The sequence below is a fragment of the Dolomitihabitans soli genome, assembly GCF_022213955.1.
GTDB classification, from domain to species: domain Bacteria; phylum Actinomycetota; class Actinomycetes; order Streptosporangiales; family Streptosporangiaceae; genus Streptosporangium_A; species Streptosporangium_A soli.
This window is the reverse complement of record NZ_JAKNTW010000007.1, coordinates 225075-248503: the sequence shown is the minus strand read 5'-3', so window position 1 is coordinate 248503 and position 23429 is coordinate 225075. Positions and strand designations below refer to the sequence as shown.

The window sequence follows — 23429 nt, the reverse complement described above, 5'->3', positions numbered from 1 at the left end:
TTCGTCTCCCGGTCACTCGCCGTGTTCGAGCTTCAGGATCTCATCGGTCAGCGCCTGGCGGGAGATCCGCACCCGGTCGGGTGCGGCGGGGGTCCGGGGGAAGTCGTCCGGCAGGTGCCGCAGGGCCGCCGCGTAGACGGCGGTCCTGCGCGGTGAGCGGTCCGCGTGCGGCAGCGCGAACAGGCCCGCGACGAGCCGGTCGACCGACTCCACGTCGAACACCGACTCCCAGGCCACCCTCTCGGGCCCGAACTCCGATCCCGGCCCGCCACCCTCCGGTGTGACGGGCCGGGCGGGGGCGCCGAGCGTGAGGACGCCGGCCGACTCCTCGATGATCACGCCGTAGTCGGATGCGGCGGCTTTGATGGAGACCACGCCCCGCTCGACGTCGCGCAGCACGGCGGCGGGGTCGCGCAGCAGGGGATCGCCGTACCCGCCCGCGCCCGAGGTGAGGAGGGTCACCACGGAGCCGCGTTCCAGGGGGAGCACGTCGATCTTGAGGTGGCGGCGTTCCCGGGGCGTTCCCGGGTCGACGATCAGCTCGGTCGGCGCGCCCGGCCGTCCGCCCACCGCCCCCCAGGGACGGAAACAGAGCCGTTCCAGGCCGCGGGCCAGCAGCCGGGAGTTGTCGCCGAGCACCCGGAAGGTGAGCTCCAGCCCGCAGCCGCCGCGCCAGCGGCCCGCGCCGCCGGAGTCGCGGCGCAGGCCGTAACGGAGGATCTCGACCCCGATCTCCGTCTCGACGGTCTCCACCGGGTTGTTGGACAGGTTGGAGATGCCGCTGTCCCTGCCGTCCACGCCGTCGGAGCCGAGCCGCGCGCCGGTGCCGCCCACCATGGGTTCCAGGACCTGCACGTTCTGGCCCGCGTGGGTGTGCTCGGCGACCACCACCGGGACCACCAGGCCACTGGAGGCGGCGGGCAGGACGTCCGGCGCGGCCAGGCCGAGGGCGCCTCCCACCGCGTCGTTCACCCGGGACGCGGCGGCGTGCCGGACGCCGACCGCGGCGGGCCGTACCGGATTGACCAGGGAGCCCTCGGGGACCGTCACGGAGATGGGCCGCATCAGGCCGGCGTTGAGCGCGATGTCCGGGTCGAGGGTGCAGATGAGCGCCAGCACCCTGGTGGTGATCCAGGCGTGCGCGGTGCCCAGGGTGGCGATGTTGAAGGCCGCGGCGACCTGCGGGTCGGTGCCGGTGAAGTCGAGGTGCAGGCGTCCGGCGGCGAGCGTCGCGGTGACCGACAGGCGTACGGGGACGCGGGAGACGGCGTCGTCGTCGAGGTAGTCGACGAAGCGGTGGGTGCCCTCGCCGAGCCGGGACAGGGCCGCGCTCGCCTTGCGCGCCGTGTAGTCGATCAGGTCGTCCTGGGCGGTGAGCAGGGTCCGCACGCCGTGTTGCGCGATGACGCCGGCGAGCCGTTCGCGGCCGGTGCGCAGCGCGGCGAGCATCGCCCGGATGTCACCGAGGTTCGCCTCGGGGGTGCGGCTGTTCGCGCTGAGGAGCAGTTCGACGTCGTGGTTGGGGCGACCGGCGCGGACCAGTTTCACCGGCGGGATCTGCAGCCCTTCCTGGTAGATCTCGTCGTTGGTCGGGGACAGGCTGCTCGGCACCCGGCCGCCGATGTCGGAGCAGTGGATGAACGCCCATCCGTAGCCCACGATCTCGCCGTCGTGGAAGTAGGGCTCGATGAGCTGGATGTCGGTCAGGTGGGTGGCGAGCCCGCCCGACCGGTAAGGGTCGTTGGTGATGATCACGTCGCCGGGTTCGAGGGGGCCGGCGGCGCGTACGGCGGTGAGGCAGTTCAGCCCGACGAACCCGGACACGCCGATGCCGCGCGGGTAGGCGGCGAAGCCGCCGTCCACTCCGGCCAGGGCGCAGCAGAAGTCGGCGGTCTCCTTGACGTATAGCGATCTGCTGGTGCGCTGCAGGGTCAGGCACATCTCCTCGGTGAGCGCGCCGAGCCGGTTGCCGACGATCTCCAGGGTGACGGGGTCGAGCCGCACGGTCAGTTCCTCCCACGCAGGTGCAGGTGCAGGTTGCCGGCGGCGTCCACCGACACGGACCAGCCGGGCGGCACCAGCACCGTGGTGTCGTCCTGTTCGACGATCGCGGGCCCGTCGAACGCGTCGCCCGCGCCGAGCAGGACACGGGAGTGCACGTCCGCCGTGTGCCAGGTGTCGCCGAGCAGGATGTCGCGCCGCCTGCCCGGTCGCGGGGCGCCGGCCCCGGGAGGTACGGCGACGGCCGGCATGGGACCCGCCGCGCCGGTGACGGCCAGCCGTGCCGTGCCCAGCTCGATCGGCGCCGTCGCGTCGCGGAAGCCGTACAGCCGCTCGTGCTCGGTGTGGAAGGCCTCGGCGATCACCGCGGCGTCGAGGCCGTCTCCGCCGTCGAGCCATTCCGAGGGGAGCGCGACACGCAACTCGTAGGCCTGGCCGGAGTACCGCATGTCGGCCGAGCAGGAGAGCGTCACCGTCCCCGTCTCCGCCGCTGGTTCCTCGGTCGGGCCGCCGTCGCGGTTCTGGGCGGTCAGCCAGGTCCTGGCCTCGGTGGCGAGGCCGGACAGGACCTCGCGGAGCCGGACGGCGCCCGCGTCGTCGAGGCGGCGGCGGAGGCTGCGCGCGAGGTCCCTGCGCAGGTCGGCGCCCGCCGCGCCGAGCGCGCAGAACGTCGCCGCGTCCGGCGGCACCACGATGTGCCCGATGCCGACCTCGGCGGCCAGCAGCGCGGCGTGCGTCGGCCCCGCGCCGCCGAAGGGGACCAGGGTGAACTCCCTGGGATCCAGCCCGCGCTGTGCCATGATCTTCTGCAGTTCGGTGGCCATGCCCGCGGTGGCCACCCGCAACGCCCCGGCGGCCACCGCGTGCGCACCCTCCAGGGCCCCGTCCGGGGTGTTGTCCAGCGTGCGATGCGCGGGGGGTTCGCTGTCCGTGCGCCGTCCGGCGTGCGCGAGGGTGTCTCGCGTGACGCTCGCGCGGGCGGGGGTGCCGCCTTGTTCGCTGGGTGCGCCGGGGGTGCCGTCGTCGATGCGGTGGGGGACGCTCGCGCGGGTGGGGGAGTCGGCGTGCGCGCGGGCGGGGCCGTCGTCTTGCGTGCGGGGTACGGCGAGCGTGGTGGAGAGGTCGTCGAGGGCCTTGGCGGAGGCGGCGGCGTCGAGGGGCATCCGGCCGCCGAGGAAGGTGGCGGGGTCGATCACGCCGGTCACCAGGTAGCAGTCGGTGACGGTGGGGCGGGTGCCGCCGCGGCCGTAGGCGACGGGGCCGGGGTCGGCCCCCGCGCTGTCGGGCCCGGCCTTCAGCACCCCGTGCTCGTCGGCCCAGATCACCGAGCCGCCGCCCGCGCCGATCGCGTTGACCGCGATCACGGGCACGATCAGCGGCAGACCGCCGACGGTGGTGTGGGTGGCGAACTCGGGGGAGCCGCCGACGGTCACCGCGATGTCGCTGCTGGTGCCGCCCATGTCGAAGGTGACGATGTTGCCGACGCCCGCGGCCGTGGCCAGCCGTACCGCCGCGGTGACGCCCGAGGCGGGGCCGGACAGGACCGTCTCGATCGGCCGTTCGGCGGCCGAGCGCAGGCTCAGCGAGCCGCCGTTGGAGGCGCTGATGAAGATCGGCGCGGTCACGCCCAGCCCGGTCAGCCCGCTCTCCAGACGCGCGAAGTACTCCCGCATCAACGGCTGGATGTAGGCGTTCAGGCAGGCGACGAGGGCACGTTCGTACTCGCGTACCTCGGGCCAGATGGTCGCGGCGGCCATCAGCGGCAACCCGGGGAGCCGGTCGCGGAGACGCTCGGCGATACCTTCCTCGAAGGACGGGTCGGCGTAGCCGTGGAGCACGATGAGCGCCGCCGCGTCGGCTCCCGAGGCGGCGACCCGGGCGGCGACGCGGTCGAGTTCGCCCTCATCGGGCACCGTCGCGGGCGCGCCGCCGGGAGCCAGCCGGGCGGCGATCTCCACGATCCGCTCGCGGGGGACCAGCGGCTCCTCCTTGCCCGCGTACAGGTCGAAGGAGGAGGGCATCCGGCTGCGGCCGATCTCCAGGACGTCGCGGTACCCCTCGGTGACGATCAGCGCGATGCGTGCGCCGCGCCGCTGGATGATGGCGTTCAGGCCGATGGTGGTGCCGTGGGTGACACCGGTGACCTGGTCGGCGCCGAGATCGGCACGGGACAGCAGGGTCGCCATCCCGGTGACGACGGCCAGCGACGGGTCGCCGGGCGTGCTCGGCTCCTTGTGGTGCAGGACCTGGCCGCGATCGGGCAGGGCGGCGACCAGGTCCGTGAAGGTGCCGCCGACATCAATGCCGATCTTGACTGTCACAGGGCCTCCGAGATGCGGGCGAACCGGTCGGCGACCACCATCACCACGACGCTCGCGGTCATGAGCAGGGTCGAGACGACCGCCATCGACGGGTCGAGCTGGAACTGGACGGCGGAGAAGATGCGCAGCGGCACCGTCGTGGTGTTGGCGCCGGCGACGAGCGCGCTGACGGCGACCTCGCCGAGCGAGGTGACCGCCGCGAGGACCGCGCCGGCGATGATGCCGGGCCGCAGCAGCGGCAGGGTGACGGTCAGGAAGACGCGTAGCCGGGACGCGCCCAGGCTGGTGGCGGCCCGCTCCGGGGTGGGATCCAGCCCGGCGGCGCTGACCATGACGGCGCGCACCACGAAGGGCAACGCGACGAGGGAGTGCGCGAGCCACAGGCCGGGAATGGTGTTGATCAGCCCGACGCCGTGGAAGTAGTAGAGGAGCCCGAGCGCCGTGATGATCTCCGGGACCATCAGCGGCGACAGGGCCAGCGCCTGGATGAGCTTGCGGCCGGGGAAGTCGCCCTGGGTGAGCCCGTAGGCGGCCAGGGTGCCGATGACGACCGTGGTGGGCACCACGTAGAGCACGAGCAACCCGCTGAGCTGGAAGGAGACCAGCCAGTCGGGTGAGCTGAGCACTTCGCCGTACCATCTCAGCGACGCGCCCGACGGCGGGAACGCCATCGAGGTGGTCGGGCTGAAGGAGCTGATGACCAGTACGGCCAGCGGCGCGAGCAGGAACAGGAACACGCCGCACGCGAGGAGTCCGCCGAGGAGCCGGATCCCCCGGTCGTACCTGAGGACCTTAGCCATAGAGCCGCCGTTCCCAGATGCGGAAGGCGCCGCCGAGCAGCGTCGTGGACAACAGAGTGATCACCAGCAGGGCGAAGCTCAGCGCGGCGGCCACCGGATAGTCGAACACGGTCGTGACCTGGTCGTAGACGCGGATGCCTGCCAGCGGTTCGGTGACCCCGCCGACCAGCAGCGGCGTGATGTAGATGCCCATGGCCAGCGCGAAGACGATGAGCGCGCCGGTGACCACGCCGGGCAGGCTGAGCGGCACCGTGACCCGCAGGAAGGTGCGGACCGGGCCCGCGCCGAGCGTCTGGGAGGCCCGGTGCAGGTTGTGGTCCAGGCCGCCGAGGGCGGTGGTGAGCGGGATGATCGCGAAGGGCAGCAGCACGTGCGTGACGGACACCACCACGGCCGGGTAGCTGGTGAGCAGCTGGGCGGGCTGGTCGATCAGCCCGCTGCCGACCAGGACCCGGTTGACCACCCCGTTGCCCGACAGCAGCACCACCCAGCCGTAGGTGCGGACCACCACGCTGGTCAGCAGCGGCGAGATCACGATCACGAACAGCACGGTGCGGAGCGTCCCCGGTCGCCGCCCGGCCAGCAGGTAGGCCGCCGGGTAGGCGAGCAGCACGCACAGGACGGCCACCAGCACGGCGGTCAGCAGGGTGTGCAGCAGCGCGCCGTAGAAGTAGGGCTCGGTGAGCACCCTGCCGTAGTGGGACAGGGTGAAACCGGGCAGCGCCGCGTTGTAGGCGTCAACCGGGTTGAAGCTGAGCCGCAGCAGCTGCACGAGCGGCACCAGGAACAACGCCGTCAGGAAGACCACCAGCGGCAGCACGTACCCGGCGCCGCGCCACCGGCGGGTCGCCCGCGTCACGGCCCCCCGCCGTCCGGGTCGCGGTCCGCCGCGCGATGCGCGGCCTGGGCCGGGTCGCCGCCCCGATCGCCGTCCGGGTCGCGGGCGTCGCGGTCGAGGATGATGACGTCCGAGGGGTCCCAGCGCAGGGTCACCGCCGTGCCCGCGCCCGGCGGGTCGGCCACGCCGCCGCCGGTGTCGGCGACCTGGACGGTGATCGTGCGCCCGCTCGCCGTATGGACCTCCACGTGCCAGGCGTCGCCCGCGAAGGCGCGGTAACCGACGGTCCCCCCGGCTCCGGTGCCGTCGGCGGCGGGGGCGGCCGCATCGTCGAGGCGGATGCGTTCCGGGCGGATCGCGACCACGGCGCGGCTGCCCGGACGCAGGGTCCCGGCGCCGACCAGGATGCCGCCGGCGTCCAGCAGGCCCGCGGCGGTGACGGTGCCCTCCAGCACGTTGGCGGCGCCGATGAACTGTGCCACGAAGCGGGTCGCGGGCCGCCGGTAGACCTCGTCGGGGGTGCCGAGCTGCTCGATCCGGCCCGCGTTCATGACCGCGACCCGGTCGGACAGCGACAACGCCTCCTCCTGGTCGTGCGTGACGAAGACCATGGTGGTGCCGATCCGCCGCTGGATGGTGCGCAACTCGACGCGCATCTCCCTGCGCAGCTTGGCGTCCAGGTTGGACAGCGGCTCGTCGAGCAGCAGTACGGCGGGCCTGATCGCGAGGGCGCGGGCGATGGCCACCCGCTGCTGCTGCCCGCCCGACAACTGCCGGGGCCGCCGCCCGGCGAAGTCCTCCAGGTTGACCAGGCGCAGCGCCTCGCCGACCCGCTCGGCGACCTCGGCCTTGCCCAGGCGGCGGACCTTCAGCCCGTAGGCGACGTTGTCGGCGACCGTCATGTGCGGGAACAGGGCGTAGTTCTGGAACACCAGGCCGAGCCCGCGCCGGTAGGGCGGCAGGGCGGTCACGTCGTCGCCGTCGATCACGATCCGGCCGCCCGTCGGCTCGACGAATCCCGCCACGCAGTTGAGCAGGGTCGTCTTCCCGCAGCCGCTGGGCCCCAGGATGGACAGGAACTCGCCCCGGTGGATGGACAGGTGGTCGAGGTCGAGGATCCTGGCGCCGTCGTACCCGGCGGTCAGGTCGTCGATCTCGACGTGTCCGGCGCCGCTCACCCGAAGATCTGGTTCCACCGCTGCTGCCATTCGTTGAGCTTGGGCGTGGCCACGGTGTAGTCGACCCAGTTGAACTTCTCGAAGACCTGGGGGCCGTGCTCGATCCGGTCCTCGAACGCCTTGTCGTAGGAGATGGAGTCGTTGCCCGCGGCGTACCAGGTGCCCTGGGCGAACGGCTTCTGGTTCTGCGCGGCGGTCAGGTAGTCGAGGAACTTGGTCGCCAGCTCGCTGTTCTGGCTGCCCGAGGTGACGAAGTAGGAGGTGAGCGCGCCCACCGGGCCGGACTTGGGGTAGACGAACCCGGCCGGGGTGCCCGCCTGCTCCATGGCGAAGGCGCGGCCATCCCAGAACGGGATGATCCACGCGTCGCCGTTCTCGATGGCGGTGGAGACGTTGCCCGCGTTGGCCGGGAAGGAGGACACGCAGCCCTTGAGCTTCTCCAGCTCCTTGAACGCCCGGTCGACCGCGGCCGGGTCGGACATCTTGCCGCCGTCCTGCGCGACCAGGGCGGAGAAGAACTCCAGGCCCGGGTTGTAGGTCAGCGGGGGCAGCGCGACGTGACCGCAGTACTCCTTGCTGAAGATGTCCCGCCAGTCCGACGGCGCTTTCTTGATCTTGTCCGTGCGGTACAGGAGGCCGAGGGAGCCGGTGGTGAGCGGCACGCCGTACTGCTTGCCCTCATAGCTCGACTTGCTGAGCAGGACCGGGTCGAGCTGCTTGTAGTGCGTCAGCTTGGCGGAGTCCAGCGGTGCCAGCAGGCCGGCGGCGACGGCGGGGCGGGAGGCGTCGGGGGTGAAGGCGATCACGTCGAAGGGCGGGTTCTTGCCGCCTGAGGCGCGCAGCTTGGTGAGCCACTCGGCGTTGGCCCCGTAGACGAGGTTCACCTTGGTGCCGGTGTCGCGCTCGAAGGGCTCGACGAACGACTTCTTGAACAGTTCTCCCCATGGGCCGGCGAAGGCCGTCACGGTGAGTTCACGCGCGTCGCTGGAGGACTGCCCGCCGGTGCCGCCGGTGTCCACGCCGCAGGCCGCGAGCGCGAGCGCCGCAACCGTGCCAGCCGCCGCCAGGCGGATGCCCTTCATGTCTCTCCTCCGACTCTGCCGGGGCCATGGCGGCGCGAGGCAGACCGAAGTCTCCGCGCTTGCCGCCGGAAAGCCCTTCGGCTCGACGACCACGTCTTCACCCGGGGCACCCCGCCGCGGTGGGAGGGTTGCCGTCCAGCAAGCCGGGGCTGTGCGCTGGAACTCGTGACAAATCCGACTATACCAGTCGGGAGACGTGCAAATCCTTAACTGCCATTAATTAGGATTTAGGCTATCAAGATGGGATTCGGAAGCCGCTAGCGGACCTTCCGGCCCCCCTACCGTGGAGGCAACAGGTGGACCGTCCCGCCGTGTGCGTCGTCGGCGCGGGCCCGCGCGGAGTCTCCGTGCTGGAACGACTCGCCGCCGGCGCCCCCGCCCTGCTGTACGGCAGGCCGTTCGACGTCCACCTGGTCGACCCGGCCGAGCCCGGCGGCGGCCACGTGTGGCGGCCGGACCAGCCGGGCCACCTCCTGATGAACACGGTCGCCGCGCACGCGACCCTGTTCACCGACGACACGGTCCGCTGCGAGGGCCCCATCGTGCCGGGCCCGACCCTGCACGAGTGGGCGGCCGCCCAGACCGGGCACCCCGACCCGGAGATCGCCGCCGAGGCCGTCGCGCTGCGCCCCTGGTCGCACCCCAGCCGCCGGTTCCACGGCCACTACCTGCGCTGGGCCTTCCAGCGGGCGATGGACCGGCTGCCCGGCGGGATGCGGGTCCACCTGCACCGCACCCGGGCCGTCTCCCTCACCGAACGCGCGGACGGCCGCCAGCTCGTCGGGCTGGAGAACGGCGCCCCGCCGCTGGTCGCCGACGCCGTCGTGATCGCCAGCGGCCACACCGGGCTGGAACCCACGCCGGAACAGGAACGCCTGGCCCGGCACGCCGCCGCGTACGGCCTGCCGTACGCGGGACCGGCCAATCCGCTCGACCTCGACCTGGACCCGATCACGCCGGGGACCCGCGTCCTGCTGCGCGGGCTCGGCATGAACTTCTTCGACGTCGTCTCGCTGCTGACCACCGGCCGCGGCGGCGTCTTCGCCAGGGACGCGGACGGGCGGCTCCGCTACCGTCCCTCGGGACGCGAGCCGATCCTGTGCCCGGGCTCGCGGCGCGGCGTGCCGTACCTGGCGCGGGGCGACTACGGCGCGATGCCGCCCGTGCTCCGGCCGCGTTTCTTCGGCGACGAGGCCGTGGCGCGGCTGCTCGGCCGGGCCGGCGACCTGGACTTCCGGCGTGACCTGTGGCCGCTGGCCGCCAAGGAGGCCGCCTGGGTCTACTACGACACCCTGATGCGCGAGCGGCCGGAGTCGTTCGCCGCCGGCCAGGAGGAGTTCCGCGCTGAGTTCGCCGCCCTCGAATGGGATTCGGCGGCGATGCGGGAGCTGATCGCGCGGGCCGTTCCCGACCCGGCCGCCCGACTCGACTTCGCCGCGCTCGACGACCCGCTCGGCGGCGAGCGCTTCGGGGGCCGGGACGAGCTGAACCGCCGGTTGCTCGCCCACCTGGCGGCCGACGTGCGGGAGGCGAAGAACGCCGTGCGCAGCCCGTTGAAGCGGGCCATGACCGCCCTGGGGGCGACCAGGGCGCGGGTGCGGGCCGTGGTGGAGCACGGCGGGCTGCGCGGCGGATCCCATCGAGCCGACCTGGACGGCTGGTTCCGCGGCTTCGCCGCGTCGCTGGCCAGCGGCCCGCCGGTCGTCAGGATCGAGGAACTGCTCGCCCTGGCCGAGGCCGGGCTGCTGGAGTTCGCCGGGCCGGGGCTGCGGATCGGCCGTGCGGCGGGACGGTTCACCGGCGGCTCTCCCCAGGTGGACGGCGAGCCGATCCCGGCCGGGGCGCTCGTCGAGGCGTATCTGCCCGAGGCGGATCTGCGCCGGACGGCCGACCCGCTGCTGCGCCAGCTGCGCGAGAGCGGCGCGGCCCGGCCGTACGCGATCCCGGACGGGGGCGAAAGCGTGGAACTGGGCGGTGTGGAGATCACCAGGAGCCCGCACCATGTCGTCACGGCCGACGGCACGCCGCATCCGGCCAGGTTCGCCATCGGCATCCCGGTGGAGTCCGTGCACTGGGGGACCGCGCTCGGCGCGATGGCCCGTGCCGACGCCGACCTGCTGCGCCAGGCCGACGCCGTCGCCCGCGCCGCCCTCACCCTGCTCACGCAGCGCTAGGGCTCACGCAGCGCTAGGGCTCACGCAGCGCCGGGGTTCGCGCAGCGCCGGGGTTCGCGCAGCGCCGCGGACACCCGGAGCAGGACCCGCCGCGGGCGGAGCGTACGGTTCGCCGGCCGGACCCCGGTCAGACCGAGGCCCCGCGGGCCGGTTCATCGGCGGGAGAGCCGGGATCTCACCGGAGACGGCAGCGTGGCCAGGCCGGCGGCCAACGCCGTCAGGGCGGCGGCCAGGCTGGACACGGCGGATGAGGGGTCGACCGGCCACGCCCACCACGAGTCGCCGCCGGCCAGCGCCACCGCGAACAGATAGGCCGAGGGCAGCACCGAGGCGGCGTCGTGCCGCCACACGGCGCCGCCGAGCAACGCCAGCCCGGTGAACCCCGCGAGGTTGCGGGCCGCGGCGAATCCGTGCGACTCCACCCCGGCGACCGTGAGACCCAGCGCCGCCGACGCCGACACGGCACAGGTGGCGATCACCAAGCCGGTGAGGTAGGCGCCGGCGGGCCGTACCGCCGTCGCCTCCACATCCGGGAGGCCGGCCTGGACACCGTGCGTCAGGACGGCCGCCGCCAGCAGCGGCAGCACCAGGGCGATGGGCACGCCAGCGGGGTCGGCGCCCGCCAGGTTCGGGAGCGGCACGGTTCTGTCACCCACCACGACCACCAGCGCCATCGTCACGACGAGCACGACCGACACGCGCGCGGCGCGGTGTGCGCGCAACCAGAGCCTCATGGCGAGGTCACCTCCCGCCACGGCACGTCGCAACGGCTGAGCGCGGCCAGGTTGTCGCGGAGCCAGCGGACCTGGCCGGCAGGAGGCCGGATCAGCACCGCCTCGGCGATCCGGACGTTCTCCTCTCCGGCCCTGCGGGAGACCACCGCACGCGGCGCCCCCGCAGTGAGGGCCAGCCACGCGCTCACCGGCTCGTAGGCGCCGGCGCCCGGCCACCCGCCCGGGCACGCCGGCGGCGCGGCCGGAAGCAGGTTCGTGGCGAGCCCGAAGACGATCTCGCCGCCGTCCGCCCCCGGCGGCGCCGAGAAGCCCCAGGCTCCGCCGCCGGCCGGGCCTTCGGTGACGCGGCCCGGCATCGGCACCTTCGCGCCGGCGGACAACCGGCGAGCCGCCGGTACGGCGACGCGGGCCGCGTCCGCCAGCCGGCTCTCCCGTTCGCGCCACACACAGACCTCGGTTCCCTCCCACGGGGCGCAGACCAGGCCATCGGTCCGGGGAATCTGCGCCTCCGGCCCCATGTCGCGGACGAGTGGGAACGCCACGCCCGCCGCCACCACGGGCACACAGACGACCGCCCACCACGCGGTCCGCCCGCGCGCCCACATCAGGAACGCGGCGACCGCCAGCGCGATGGCCAGCGCCGCCTGGGCGAGGAGGGCGTGCCCCGGGAACACGCTGTCGGTCTCGCAGCAGAAGCCCAGGTTGTTCCCGGTCAGATGGCGGAGCCAGAACGGCTCGATCGCGACCGGGTAGGCCAGCCACAGCCAGGTGCCGACCAGGAGCAGCGGGACTCCGATCACCGGATGCAGGAAGCGCCCGGCGGAGAACCCGGCGAGGGTCCAGGCGACGATCACGATCATGCCTGCCGCGAGCACCAGCGGGTCGGGGAACCCGGGGACGCCGGCCATCACGAAGGCGCCCAGCACGAGAGCGGCGAGCAGGCTCACCGCGGCGCCGCCCAGCACCGGCAGCAGCGACCACCCGAGGATCGCCACCGGCCGCCGTACCTCCGCTCCGGCCCCGACGCCGCCGCGCGCCAGCCGCGCCCCCTCCCAGGCGCCCGCCGCGGCGCAGGCCGGGCCGATCGCCAGGACGCCCGCCGAGGAGATCAGCACCGTGGCCGACAGCCAGTTGTCCTCCAGAACCTCCATCCCGTCGCCCAGCACATAGAACATGAAAACGGTCATGAGGGGAAAGGCGTATCTCCCGGCGGAGCCGCGCAGCCAGCGCTGTATCGGCATCTCCTACACCTCCTGCGCCACATGCCGCCGGTAGGCGTCCTCGACCGACTCGGGCCCGCGGTCGCCGGTGGCCGCGGTGAAGCCCGCCAGCGGTCCCGCGTAGGCGACCCGGCCCTCGTCGAGGAGGACGACCGAGTCGTACGTCTCCGTCACGTTGTCGATCTGATGGGTGGAGACGATCACATGGCGGTCCTCGCCGGCCCGCGTGACGATCTCGTCGAACCGGTGCCGCTGATTGGGGTCCAGCCCGGCGGTGGGCTCGTCCAGCAGGATCACCGCGGCGTCGTGCACCAGGGTCTGCGCGAGCCCGAGCCGCCGGAGCTGGCCGCCGGAGAGCCGGGCGCAGCTCCGGTCCGCGAGCGAGCCGAGCTCCACCGTCTCCAGAGCCGCGAGCGACCCCCGCCAGGCCGCCCGGCGTGACATGCCCTTGAGCCAGCCCGCGTAGCCGACCTGCTCACGCACGGTCAGGCCGGGCAGCGGCCGGACACACTGGGGCATCCACCCCACGAGCGCCCGATAGCGCGCCCGGTCCCGCCGTCGCGCGGGATCGAGGCCCTGACATGACACCCGCCCGCGATCCGGCCTGAACAGCGAGGCGGCCAGGCCGAGCAACGTCGATTTCCCCGCCCCGTTCGGGCCGAGCAGCACCGTGCGCCCCTCGGGAAAGGAGAGGTCGAGATCCGTGAAGACGATGGAGTCGCGGCGATAACCGAATCCGCACCCCTGAAGAGATATCGGCACCTTGTTCTCCGCTGGCTGAGATGAATGGCAGAAGAATGCGGCCGGTCGAGGCGCGGAGCCCCGACCGGCCGGCCCCCGATCAGTAATAGACCTGGACCTTGCGGGCCGAAACCCGGTAGAAGTCCGCCCCCATGTTCTTCACCGTGAAGTGATACTTGCCGGAGCGGACGTCACCCCAGTCGCCGCGGACCTTGCGGGAATTGCATCCCCAGTAGCCCTTGGTCCCGTAGTGGGAGTCGGGGCCGACTCGTTCCCGGTAAAGTCCCAGCCTGGGCGCGGCCTGCGGGGAGTTCGACGAGCACCTGGACAGCTCTACGGCCGTCCTCCAGTGGTCGCTGTTGCGGTCCTTCCAGGTACGCGACTCGAAACCGGCCGCGACGTTGCTCATGCTGGTGCTGAAGGCGCCCTCGGCGTACGCGAACGTGGCGCCGGCCACGCTCAGCGTGCCGATCACGGCCACCATGACGGTGCCTTTGCTGAGAGCGCGTCTCACTGATCCGGCCATCTGGCTTTCCTTCCGGTCGATCCTTTCTCCCCGCGAGCCGGGGAGCGGAATCTCACGACCAGAATGGGCGGGCGGCCGGGTCGCCCACATCTGCCTTGCCGCTGACTCCGCAATCCGCGGATCTACGTAGTCCGGAAAGGGTCAGCCGAGCCGGATGAGGCCGTTCTCGTAGGCGAAGACGACGGCCTGAACCCGATCGCGCAGATCGAGTTTGGCGAGGATCCTGCTGACATGCGTGCGGACGGTGCCCTCGGACACGTACATCCGGGTGGCGATCTCGGCGTTCGACAGACCGGTGGCGATCTCGGTGAGCACCTCGCGTTCGCGGGGGCTGAGCAGCGCGGCCCGCTTGTCGGGCGTCCTCCCGGAGTCGGGCAGGCGGGGGAGGAAGCGTGAGATGAGCCGCCGCGTCGTGGGCGGGGCGATGACGGAGTCGCCGCTGTGCACGATCCGTATCCCCTCGACGAGGAACCTGGGCCCGATGTCCTTCAGCAGGAAGCCGCTGGCTCCCGCCTTGATCGAGCTGAAGACGTACTCGTCCAGGTCGAAGGTGGTCAGGATGAGGACCTTGGGGCGTGCGCCGCGCGCGCAGATCCGCCGGGTCGCCTCGATCCCGTCCATGCCCGGCATCCGGACGTCCATGACCACCACGTCGACCTCGACCGTGTCCATCAGGTCGAGCGCCTCCTGGCCGTCGGCCGCCTCGCCGACGACGTCGATGCCGGGTTCGCGGCGCAGCACCAGCCGGAATCCGGTGCGGACCAGCTCCTGGTCGTCGACGAGCAGCACGCGAATCACGTCCACGGCAGTGTCGCCCTCACCTCGAAGCCATGCCGGGGCAGCGACGCCGCCTGAGCCGTGCCACCGAACATCGCGGCCCGTTCGCGGATGCCGACCAGGCCGTGGCCGGATCCCTTCAGCCGGGACACCCCCGGCGTACCTTGCGATTTGAAGGCGCCGTCGTCGGTGATCTGGATGTGCAGTCCGTCTTCGGCGTAGTGGAGGAGCACCTCAGCGTTGGCTTCCTTCCCAGCGTGCCGCAGTGTGTTGGTCAGAGCCTCTTGCACGATCCGGTAGGCGGCCAGCCCCAGTGCCGCGGGCATCTCGCGTACCTGGCCTTCGACTCGTAACCGTACCTCCAGGGGAAGCCGTTCGGCCAGGCTCTCGATGGCCTCGACACCGGGTTGCGGCCCGTCCGGCACGTCGCGCAGGACCGCCAGCAGCAGTCTGAGCTCACCGAGCGCGACCCTGCCCGACCGCCCGATCGCGTCGACCGCCTTGCCGACCTCGGCGACGTCGTCGTCGAGCAGCGCGGCGGCGGCGCCGTCCGACTGGATGACCATGGCGCTGACGTTGTGCGCGACGATGTCGTGGAGTTCGCGGGCGATGCGCACCCGCTCCTCGGCCAGTACGGCCTGCGCCCGGCTCTCCTCGGCGAGCGCGACGGCCTCCACGTCGGAACGGCGCACCCGCCCGAGCGCCCACGCCCCGGCGCAGAGGACGGGCGACATGAGGAAGAGGGCGTCGGCGGGCGCGGGCACCCAGGACGGCAGGAGCCCCGGCCGGGTCAGCTGGACGATCGACAGCGCGCAGGGAAGCAGGGTGCCGGCGAGGAGGAGGCCGACCCGTCTCGACGGGCTCCAGCGGCCCGCGGTGTAGAACATGAGCATCAGCGCGGTGGGGGTGCCCAGTTCCGCCCAAGAGGCGTTCCACTCCGTCCAGATGTCCCATCGGCCGCCGGCCAGCCACAGCGCCCACACCAGGGTGAGGACGACCAGGGGAGATCTGCGCCGCCACGCCAGCGCGGCGTAGGCCGTCAGATCGCCCCAGAACATGAGGGGAATGTCACCCGGCGTGAGGATGGTCCGGTCGCTGTAGGGGACCTCGATCAGCAGGAAGGCGCAGGCGACCACGGCCAGAAGCGCGTCCGCGACCTGATGATGACCACTCCACCACAGCAAGAAGCGTCGCGCCATGGTTCGACGGTACGGCCCGCGCGAGTGACCCGCGTCACCCTTGTCGCGCACAGCGGATACGCGCCGGGGCAGACCCGGAGAATCAGCCTCCAGGCGGACGCGCGCGGATCCGCACGTGTGCCCTTGGCGCGGCACCCCCGTACCCGCCCGGCGAAACGGCGTTGGCTAGCATCCAAGGGTGTCAGAACGGAGCGACGCCGGTGGATCTCGTCCGAGCCCCGGCGGGGGACATGAGCCGATGAGGCCCGGTACGACCGCCACCGCGCCGGGGCTGGAGATCCGGCCGATGCGCGACGGCGACGCCGAGCGGGTGCTGGCCATCTACGAGGCGGGGCTGGAGACCGGGCAGGCCACCTTCGAGACCGTGGTCCCCTCCTGGGCGGAGTTCATCGCCGCCAAGCTTCCCCGGCTGAGCCACGTCGCCACCGACCTCGGGACCGGCGAGGTCGTCGGCTGGGTCGCCGCCTCCCGGGTGTCCGCCCGGCCGGTCTACGCCGGAGTCGTCGAGCACAGCGTCTACGTCCACCCCGGCCACATGTCGCGTGGCGTCGGGCGCGCGCTGCTCGTCGCGTTCATCGCCGCCTCAGAGGACGCCGGCGTCTGGACGATCCAGTCCGCGATCTTCCCCGAGAACACCGCCAGCCTCTCCCTGCACCGGTCCCTCGGCTTCCGCGTCGTCGGCACCCGGGAACGCCTCGGCCGCCACCACGGCGTCTGGCGCGACGTGGTGATGCTGGAGCGCCGCAGCGCCGGCTGAGCCGGCCGCTCCGAACCGCCGGCAAGAGAAGGGCCCCGACGGCGAACGAATCGCCTGCCTTCGTCATCCAATCTCCTGAACAGCGGTTACGGAAGGAAGACTTGGATGGCTTCGGTACGTGTGACCAGAGGATGGCCCGGTTCGAGCAGGCGGATCGCCGCGGCGTCGGCCGCCATGGTCGTCGGCACGACACTGGCCGGTGTCGGCGGGCCCGCCCGTGCGTCGGCCGCCGGCCCGCGCGTCCCCGGCGGGTTCCTGCTGTACGAGAGCGAGACGACCAGGGGGAAGGCCGGGAAGTAGGGCACCTGCGCCCGGGTCCTAGACTCGCAGCTGTGGACGATCTCCAGGCGGTCGCGACCCTCCAGGACCCGGTGCGGCGGGCGCTGTACGACTTCGTGGCGGCCCAGGGGCGCGAGGTCGGGCGCAACGAGGCCGCCGAGGCGGCGGGCGTGCAGCGCACCCTGGCCGCGTTCCACCTGGACAAGCTGGTCGAGGCGGAGCTGCTGGAGGCGGGCTTCAAACGGCTGGGCGGGCGGAGCGGGCCCGGCGGCGGCCGGCCCGCCAAGGTCTACCGGCGGGCCCGGGCGGAGCGGGTGGTCAGCGTGCCGCCGCGCGACTACAACACGCTCGCCCTGGTGCTGGCCGCGGTCGTGGAGGCGGTGGGCGGCGAGGAGCGGGCGGAGGCCGCCGCCCGCGAGGTGGGCGCCCGCACCGCGGGCGGCGGCTCGCTGGAGGACGCCCTCCGCGAGCGCGGCTACGAGCCCTACCGCGATGAGGCGGGCGTGCTCAGACTGCGTAACTGCCCGTTCCACGTGCTCTCCGAGGAGCACCCGCTGCTCGTGTGCTCGATGAACCTGGCCCTGTGCGAGGGCCTGCTGGCGGGCCTGGGCGAGCAGGGCACGGTGGCCCGCACGGACCCGATCCCGGGGGAGTGCTGCGTGGCGTTCTCCGAGTGAGCGGCCGACAGCGCTTCTAAAACTAATGAAAGTTGACATAGAAGCGGAGGGCGTGGTGTGCTGACCGTCATGCATCTCGCCCAGCTCAACATCGGTCACATGCGCGCCCCCAAGGAGTCACCCGAGCTCAAGGAGTTCGTCGAGGCCCTTGCGCCGATCAACGCCCTGGCCGACGCCGCGCCCGGATTCGTCTGGCGGCTCAAGGGAGGGGAGGAGCCCGACGCCACCGTCAAGCACGAGTACGGCGACCACCTGCTGATCAACTTCTCCGTGTGGGAGAGCCGCGAGCCGTTGTGGAACTACATGTACCGCACGGAGCACCTGGCGGTCCTCCAGCGGCGCAGGGAGTGGTTCGTACGCAGCGCGGAGGCGACCAGCGTGATGTGGTGGATCCCCGAGGGCGTCATCCCGACGCTGGAGGAGGGCATGGCGCGGCTCGCCCTGCTGCGCGCCGAGGGTCCCGGGCCGCGGGCGTTCACCTTCAAGGAGTTCTACGAGAGCAGCGAGGCGGCCAGCCTGCCCGCCGCCGCGGAGCCCAGGAAGTAGGACAGGTCCTCGTCCAGCGACCTGCCCATGGTCGACAGCTTCACCGGCGACTCCGCCAGCGCCGCGTACAGGTCCTCGACCGGGACGGTGACCAGCTCGTGCCGGCCCTCCAGCTCCGCCGCCTGCCCGGCGACCCGCTCGCCGAACTCGCCGGCCAGCGCGGGCACCGCCACCTGGGCGCGGGCCAGCGCGACCCGGCCGTAGGCGGTCAGCGAGTGGTGGGAGACCCCGAGGTGGCGTTCTCTCTTGTCGCCCTCGCTGATCCGCAGCGCCGCCACCGGCCGCCCGCCCAGCACCGCCGCGGCGTTGATCGCCTCGCCCGCCGAGACCCCGGAGAACCCCCAGCGGGTCCCGGTGCCGAGGTTCCCCGGCCCCTGGGCGACGATCGCGACGTCGGCGCCCAGCACGTGGCGGGCGGCCAGCAGCCCGGTGTGGGTGGTCACCGTCTCCACGTCGCCGCCGAACGCCTGCCCGACCGTGACGACCCCGCACAACCAGTCCAGCTCGCGCAGCCGGGCGCACGCCATGGAGAACCAGGCGGGCAGCGCGCCGCCGTCGAGCATCACGTAGGCGACCTTCGGCCGGTTCCCCGGGCGGGAGCCGTACAGGCCGCACAGGATCGCCGGCAGCGCCGAGTGCAGATCGGCCACCACCACGGGCATGCCGTCCACCGAGTCGGCCTCGCACAGGACGTCGTGGTGCGGGGAGTCCTGCTCGTCGGCGCCGAGCACCGTGGCCTGGAGCGGCGTGTAACGGGCCTTCACCAGGTGCCCGGGCCCCACCGGATCGGGCGGCAGCCGGTCCGGGATGGCGACCACCATCGCGTAGCCGCCGGTGCCCAGCCCCATGGCCAGGGCCGTGGTGTTGAGCAGGACCACGTCGCCCGGCTCCGGCCGTCCCACCAGTGCCGGATAGGCGAGCGCGCGCGCCACTTCGCCCGATAGGCTCACCTCGAGTTCGATGGCGCCGGTCCACTCGCGCCGGATCCTCACGACCTCGCCCTTACGCCATCTGATCACGCGGGAAGGCTAGTGGACTCCGGCCGGTCGCGGGTCGGATCGGCACCGATCCGATGATGCACACTGAGCTCTTCGAGCGAGATTCGAACAGGAGGGAGGCCCGATGTCGCGGCGCAAGACCGAGCGGCTGCTCAATCTCGTGATCTGCCTGCTGAGCACACGCCGGCCACTGTCGGCCGAGCAGATCAGGCACGCCGTGCCCGGATACGACCGTGACGGCGACGAGGCCTTCCAGCGGATGTTCGAGCGCGACAAGAACGAGCTGCGCGAGATCGGCGTGCCCATCGAGGTGCACAAGGACCCCTGGGAGGACGAGCCCGGTTACCGGATCGTCCGCCAGTCCTACGAGCTTCCCGAGATCACGCTGGAGGCCGACGAGGCCGCGGTGCTGGGCCTGGCCGCCCAGGTGTGGCAGCGGGCCAGCCTGGCGGAGGCGGCGGGCGGCGCGCTGCTCAAACTGCGGGCCGGCGGAGTGGAGACCGACGAGAGCGCGATCGGCGCGCTGGAGCTGCGGGTGGACACCCGCGACCCGTCCTTCCCCGCGCTGTGGGAGGCCGTCCGCGACCGCCGCGCCGTCCGCTTCGACTACCGTACGGCCGGCAGCGGCACCGTGCGGACCCGCACCCTGGAGCCGTGGGGCGTGGTCAGCCGCCGCGGCAGATGGTACGTCGTGGGCCACGACCGCGACCGGGGGGAGTCGAGGGTCTTCCGGCTGAGCAGGATCGCCGGTCCGGTGAGCCCGATCGGCCGTCCCGGAGTGGTCGAGGTGCCCGAGGCGGTCGACCTGCGCGCCCTGGTCGGCTATCGCGACGACCTCGCCCTGCCGGAGCGCCCGGCGCTGCTGCGGGTCCGTGCGGGCACCTGCGAGGGCCTGCGCCAGCTCGCCCAGGCGGTACGGCCGGGCGCGGACGGATGGGACGAGGTGGAGCTGGTCTTCGCCGACCCGGAGCGGCTGGCGGGCTGGATCGCCAGCCTGGGCGCCGACGTCGAGGTGGTCGAGCCGTCCGACGCGCGCGACTCGGTGATCCGCCGTCTCAAGGGAGCGCTGGCATGAGTACGGCCGACCGTCTGCCGAGGCTGCTCGCCCTGGTGCCCTACCTGATGTCGCACCAGGGGGCCACGGTGCCCGAGGTCGCGAAGATCTTCGGGCTCAGTGAGAAGCAGCTCATCGACGACCTTCAGCTCGTGTGGATGTGCGGACTGCCCGGGCACACGCCGGGCGACCTCATCGACGTCTCCTGGGACGGCGGCGAGATCCTCATCGACAACGCCGAGACCATCGCCAGGCCGCTGCGCCTGGCGACCGACGAGGCCAGCGCGCTGCTGGTGGCGCTGCGGATGCTGCAGGAGTTCCCCGAGTTCGCCGAGGTGGGCGATCGTGACGCGCTGGCCCGGGTGATCGCGAAGCTGGAGCGCGCCGCGGGCGAGGGCGCGGCGGCCGTCAGCAGCCAGGTGGCCGTGGAGATGGACGCGGCCCCCGGTGCGCTGGCGGCGGTCAACGAGGGGTTGAGGACCCGCCGGCGGCTGTCGCTGACCTACTACGTCCCCGGCCGGGACGAGGTGACCCCGCGTGACGTCGACCCGATGCGCCTGGTCGTCGCCGACGGGCGCTCCTACCTGGAGGGCTGGTGCTACCGGGCCGAGGCGGTGCGGCTGTTCAGGCTCGACCGGATGCTCGACGTCCGCATCCTCGACGTGGCCGCCGAGCCGCCCGAGGACGCGGAGCCGCTCGACGTCGCCCAGGGCGTCTTCCGCCCCTCGCCCACCGACGAGCTCGTCGAGCTGGAGGTGACCCCGGCCGGCCGCTGGGTGACGGAGTACTACCCGTGCGAGGAGGTCGTGGAGCTCGGCGACGGGCGGATGCGCGTTTCGCTGCGGGCCCGTGACCAGGGCTGGCTGGTACGGCTGGCGCTGCGCCTCGGCGACACGGGACGAGTGGTCTCGCCGCCCTCACTGGCCGGTGCGGTCCGCGAGCAGGCGTCGGAGGCACTGGCGCGATACGAGGAGTGCACGGGGTGAACAACGGCTCCACCTGGGCATTCCTCCTGGCCGGGCTGGGCGTCGCGGGGCTGGTGCCACTGGCGGTGCTGTCGGTCAGAGTGGTGACGGCCGCGCGGCTTCTCGGACGTGAACTGGAGAGAACCCGATCCTGTCTGGCAGTCAAACGGGACGCGTTGGGGCAAAATGAGAAAGAGATCAAGGTGCCGCGGGGGTGAGAGCACGCCTCTGGCAGCGTACGATCGGTCAAGGAAAGCACGTCGTTCGGCGTAAAGGATGAGACATGCCTAACTTGGGACCCACAGAGCTGATCATCATTGCGGTGGTCCTGGTGATGCTCTTCGGGGCGAAGAAGCTGCCCGAGGCCGCTCGTGGCATCGGCCGTTCGCTGCGCATCTTCAAGTCCGAGACCGCGAAGCTCCGCGACGACAATGACGACCCCAACGCACAGCAGGTGAACACCACCGTCGCTCCCGCGACGCCGCAGCCGGCCCCCGCGCCGGCGCCGCAGCTCCAGCAGGCAGTGGTGCTGACCCCCGAGGAGCAGGACAAGATCCTTCGGGACCGTGAGCAGACCCGCGTCCGCGCCGACGCCGGGGTGCAGCAGGACAAGCTGAACTGAGCGAAGCCACGCCCCTCCCCACTGTCCGCCTCGCCAGATCAGGGATCCCCAGATGGCTCTGCTCAAATGGCCCAAGCCGAGTGCGAACGGGTCGGCTCCAGCCGCCGACTCGGAGGGCCGGATGCCGCTCATGGCCCACCTCCGCGAGTTGCGGAACCGGCTGGTCGTCGCGGTGCTCGCGCTGGTCGTCGGGGTGGTCATCGGATTCCTGTTCTTCGATCCGGTCTGGGACTTCATCAAGGCGCCCTACTGCGAGACCGCCGCGGCGCAGCAGCTGAAGCCGGGGGAGTGCAGCCTCGCGATCGGCGGCATCTTCCAGTCCTTCTTCCTGACCCTGCAGGTCGCGGCGATGGTGGGCGTCATGCTGTCCTCGCCTGTCTGGCTCTACCAGATCTGGGCGTTCGTCACCCCTGGGCTCTACCGCAACGAGAAGCGCTACACGGTCGCCTTCATGGCGCTGTCCATCCCGCTCTTCCTCGTCGGCGGGCTGCTCGCCTATCTCGTCATGGACACGAGCCTGGCCATCCTGCTGGGCTTCGCGCCCGAGGACACCGTCGCCCTGATCCAGATCGACGAATATCTCAACTACACGCTGATCATGCTGCTCGTCTTCGGCATCTCCTTCGAGCTGCCGTTGTTCCTCGTGTTCCTCAACATGATCGGCGTGATCTCGCATGCCTCGGTCAAGAAGCACCGGCGCATGGTCATCTTCATCATGTTCGTGTTCGGCGCAGTCGCCACCCCCGGCGGCGATCCCTTCACGATGATCGCGCTGGCCATCCCCATGGTGCTGCTGTTCATGCTGGCCGAGGGGTTCATGTATCTGCGCGAGAAGCGGAACCCGTCCGAGGACTTCTCGTCGCTGTCCGACGACGAGGCCTCACCTCTCGATTTGGGCACGACGGACGCCGACGCTCCGAAATAGCTGGATAGCAGGATAAGTTCCGGGTTGTGCCCGCTGGTGAGATCGCCCTGCTCGTGAATCCGGCCGCTCGCGGAGGCCGTTCCCTGCGCCTGCTGGCGCCCGCACTACGGCGCCTGCGGGCCGGCGGCCGGGAGGTGTCCGTGCTGGCCGCCACCACCGCGGGCGAGGCGCTCGAACTGGCCTGCACCGCGGTCGCCGAAGATCCCGCCGCGCTGGTGGCCTTCGGCGGCGACGGGCTCGTCCACCTGGCCGTGCAGGCGACCGCGGGCACGGCCGTGCCGCTCGGGATCATCCCCGCGGGCACCGGCAACGACATCGCCACGGCGCTCGGCATCCCGGCACGCGACCCGGCCGCCGCGGCGGCCACCGTGCTGCGCGGCATGACGCGCACGATCGACGCCGTCCTCATCGACGGGACGGAGTGGTTCGCCGGCGTGCTGGCCTGCGGCTTCGACTCCCGGGTCAACGAGAGGGCCAACGCGCGCACCTGGCCGCCGGGAATGGCCAAGTATCTGGTGGCCGTGGTCCAGGAACTGCGGGCGTTCCGGCCGATCCCGTTCACGATCACGCTCGAGTCGCCGGCCGGGCGCGAGGTGATCGAGCGGGAGGCGATGCTGGTGGCGGTGGGCAACACCGGCGCGTACGGCGCGGGGATGCGGGTCTGCCCGGCGGCCGACCCGGGCGACGGGCTGCTCGACGTGATGGTCCTCGGCGCGATCCCCAGGGGCGAGTTCCTGCGCACCTTCCCACGTGTCTACCGGGGCACCCATGTCACCCATCCGGCGGTGACGGTCCGCACCGCGACCCGGGTGGAGATCTCGGCCCCCGGCGTGGTGGCCTACGCCGACGGCGAGCGAATCGGTCCGGCCCCGATCACCTGCGAGCTCGTCCCCGGGGCGCTCCACGTCCTCACCTGATCTACTTTGTAAAGGGCCGCACCTGCGAGTGCCGGCCGTACGCGCACACCGCCACGACGGATGACCGGCAGCAGGAAGCGGCTCCGGCGGCCCGGATC

24 protein-coding genes and 1 riboswitch are annotated in these 23429 nt (G+C 72.2%); of the genes, 11 read left to right on the top strand and 13 right to left on the bottom strand.

Features of this window, described 5'->3' with window-relative positions; translation table 11 throughout:
• Positions 1-12: 12 nt before the first annotated feature.
• The 6 genes from MBA17_RS16670 to MBA17_RS16645 are packed head-to-tail and all read right to left on the bottom strand — an operon-like array spanning position 13 to position 8220.
• Complete coding sequence (locus MBA17_RS16670; protein WP_238497386.1) at positions 13-2004, bottom strand: hydantoinase B/oxoprolinase family protein; 1992 nt, start codon at positions 2002-2004, stop codon at positions 13-15.
• 2 nt (positions 2005-2006) lie between these two features.
• Positions 2007-4322, bottom strand: coding sequence for a hydantoinase/oxoprolinase family protein (locus tag MBA17_RS16665; protein ID WP_238497385.1), 2316 nt, complete (start codon positions 4320-4322; stop codon positions 2007-2009).
• On the bottom strand, positions 4319-5122 hold the full coding sequence (locus MBA17_RS16660; RefSeq protein ID WP_238497384.1) for an ABC transporter permease: 804 nt from the start codon (positions 5120-5122) through the stop codon (positions 4319-4321). Before MBA17_RS16660 ends, MBA17_RS16665 begins: the two co-directional genes overlap by 4 nt.
• On the bottom strand, positions 5115-5981 hold the full coding sequence (locus MBA17_RS16655; protein WP_238497383.1) for an ABC transporter permease: 867 nt from the start codon (positions 5979-5981) through the stop codon (positions 5115-5117). Before MBA17_RS16655 ends, MBA17_RS16660 begins: the two co-directional genes overlap by 8 nt.
• The gene (locus MBA17_RS16650) at positions 5978-7168 is read right to left on the bottom strand and encodes an ABC transporter ATP-binding protein (protein ID WP_238497382.1); all 1191 of its coding nucleotides are present in this window, start codon (positions 7166-7168) and stop codon (positions 5978-5980) included. The genes MBA17_RS16655 and MBA17_RS16650 overlap by 4 nt, the downstream gene beginning before the upstream one ends.
• Positions 7135-8220 (bottom strand): ABC transporter substrate-binding protein, encoded by a 1086-nt coding sequence (locus MBA17_RS16645; RefSeq protein ID WP_238497381.1) that lies wholly within the window; start codon positions 8218-8220, stop codon positions 7135-7137. The genes MBA17_RS16650 and MBA17_RS16645 overlap by 34 nt, the downstream gene beginning before the upstream one ends.
• 50 nt (positions 8221-8270) lie before the next feature.
• Positions 8271-8391, bottom strand: a riboswitch (SAM riboswitch).
• 125 nt (positions 8392-8516) lie between these two features.
• On the opposite strand from MBA17_RS16645, the gene MBA17_RS16640 reads away from it, so the two are divergent.
• On the top strand, positions 8517-10394 hold the full coding sequence (locus MBA17_RS16640) for an FAD/NAD(P)-binding protein (protein WP_238497380.1): 1878 nt from the start codon (positions 8517-8519) through the stop codon (positions 10392-10394).
• A 152-nt stretch (positions 10395-10546) separates the two neighbouring features.
• On the opposite strand, the gene MBA17_RS16635 is transcribed toward MBA17_RS16640, so the two are convergent.
• From MBA17_RS16635 to MBA17_RS16610, 6 genes are all read right to left on the bottom strand, one after another.
• Complete coding sequence (locus MBA17_RS16635) at positions 10547-11128, bottom strand: hypothetical protein (protein ID WP_238497379.1); 582 nt, start codon at positions 11126-11128, stop codon at positions 10547-10549.
• The gene (locus MBA17_RS16630) at positions 11125-12369 is read right to left on the bottom strand and encodes a DUF7224 domain-containing protein (RefSeq protein ID WP_238497378.1); all 1245 of its coding nucleotides are present in this window, start codon (positions 12367-12369) and stop codon (positions 11125-11127) included. The genes MBA17_RS16635 and MBA17_RS16630 overlap by 4 nt, the downstream gene beginning before the upstream one ends.
• A gap of 3 nt (positions 12370-12372) precedes the next feature.
• Entirely contained in the window at positions 12373-13110 is a 738-nt protein-coding gene (locus tag MBA17_RS16625) for an ATP-binding cassette domain-containing protein (protein ID WP_238497377.1), read from the bottom strand.
• 79 nt (positions 13111-13189) lie between these two features.
• Positions 13190-13615, bottom strand: a complete 426-nt coding sequence (locus tag MBA17_RS16620) for a hypothetical protein (protein ID WP_238497376.1) — start codon at positions 13613-13615, stop codon at positions 13190-13192.
• A 141-nt stretch (positions 13616-13756) separates the two neighbouring features.
• On the bottom strand, positions 13757-14413 hold the full coding sequence (locus MBA17_RS16615) for a response regulator (RefSeq protein ID WP_238497575.1): 657 nt from the start codon (positions 14411-14413) through the stop codon (positions 13757-13759).
• Complete coding sequence (locus MBA17_RS16610; RefSeq protein WP_238497375.1) at positions 14410-15591, bottom strand: sensor histidine kinase; 1182 nt, start codon at positions 15589-15591, stop codon at positions 14410-14412. The genes MBA17_RS16615 and MBA17_RS16610 overlap by 4 nt, the downstream gene beginning before the upstream one ends.
• Positions 15592-15829: 238 nt before the next feature.
• Here MBA17_RS16610 and MBA17_RS16605 point away from each other — a divergent pair, with 238 nt between their 5' ends.
• From MBA17_RS16605 to MBA17_RS16590, 4 genes are all read left to right on the top strand, one after another.
• The gene (locus tag MBA17_RS16605; RefSeq protein ID WP_238497374.1) at positions 15830-16348 is read left to right on the top strand and encodes a GNAT family N-acetyltransferase; all 519 of its coding nucleotides are present in this window, start codon (positions 15830-15832) and stop codon (positions 16346-16348) included.
• A 105-nt stretch (positions 16349-16453) separates the two neighbouring features.
• Positions 16454-16648, top strand: a complete 195-nt coding sequence (locus MBA17_RS16600; RefSeq protein ID WP_238497373.1) for a hypothetical protein — start codon at positions 16454-16456, stop codon at positions 16646-16648.
• A 32-nt stretch (positions 16649-16680) separates the two neighbouring features.
• The gene (locus MBA17_RS16595; protein ID WP_238497372.1) at positions 16681-17304 is read left to right on the top strand and encodes a helix-turn-helix transcriptional regulator; all 624 of its coding nucleotides are present in this window, start codon (positions 16681-16683) and stop codon (positions 17302-17304) included.
• 60 nt (positions 17305-17364) lie between these two features.
• Positions 17365-17850 (top strand): DUF3291 domain-containing protein, encoded by a 486-nt coding sequence (locus MBA17_RS16590; protein WP_238497574.1) that lies wholly within the window; start codon positions 17365-17367, stop codon positions 17848-17850.
• On the opposite strand, the gene MBA17_RS16585 is transcribed toward MBA17_RS16590, so the two are convergent.
• The gene (locus MBA17_RS16585; RefSeq protein ID WP_238497371.1) at positions 17796-18869 is read right to left on the bottom strand and encodes a DUF3866 family protein; all 1074 of its coding nucleotides are present in this window, start codon (positions 18867-18869) and stop codon (positions 17796-17798) included. The two genes, MBA17_RS16590 and MBA17_RS16585, sit on opposite strands and share 55 nt — an antisense overlap.
• Before the next feature lie 103 nt (positions 18870-18972).
• On the opposite strand from MBA17_RS16585, the gene MBA17_RS16580 reads away from it, so the two are divergent.
• The 6 genes from MBA17_RS16580 to MBA17_RS16555 all read left to right on the top strand — a co-directional run bounded on the left by MBA17_RS16580 (position 18973) and on the right by MBA17_RS16555 (position 23331).
• Positions 18973-19923: a helix-turn-helix transcriptional regulator gene (locus MBA17_RS16580; protein ID WP_238497370.1), complete on the top strand. Its 951-nt coding sequence runs from the start codon at positions 18973-18975 to the stop codon at positions 19921-19923.
• Positions 19920-20888 carry a helix-turn-helix transcriptional regulator gene (locus MBA17_RS16575; protein WP_238497369.1) on the top strand — a complete coding sequence of 323 codons (969 nt, stop codon included), beginning with the start codon at positions 19920-19922 and terminating at the stop codon, positions 20886-20888. The genes MBA17_RS16580 and MBA17_RS16575 overlap by 4 nt, the downstream gene beginning before the upstream one ends.
• Entirely contained in the window at positions 20885-21085 is a 201-nt protein-coding gene (locus MBA17_RS16570) for a hypothetical protein (protein ID WP_238497368.1), read from the top strand. Before MBA17_RS16575 ends, MBA17_RS16570 begins: the two co-directional genes overlap by 4 nt.
• Positions 21086-21150: 65 nt before the next feature.
• Positions 21151-21489, top strand: a complete 339-nt coding sequence (gene tatA / locus MBA17_RS16565; RefSeq protein WP_238497367.1) for a Sec-independent protein translocase subunit TatA — start codon at positions 21151-21153, stop codon at positions 21487-21489.
• A 52-nt stretch (positions 21490-21541) separates the two neighbouring features.
• Complete coding sequence (gene tatC, locus MBA17_RS16560; RefSeq protein ID WP_238497366.1) at positions 21542-22414, top strand: twin-arginine translocase subunit TatC; 873 nt, start codon at positions 21542-21544, stop codon at positions 22412-22414.
• 26 nt (positions 22415-22440) lie between these two features.
• The gene (locus MBA17_RS16555) at positions 22441-23331 is read left to right on the top strand and encodes a diacylglycerol/lipid kinase family protein (RefSeq protein ID WP_238497365.1); all 891 of its coding nucleotides are present in this window, start codon (positions 22441-22443) and stop codon (positions 23329-23331) included.
• The last annotated feature ends 98 nt before the right edge of the window (positions 23332-23429 follow it).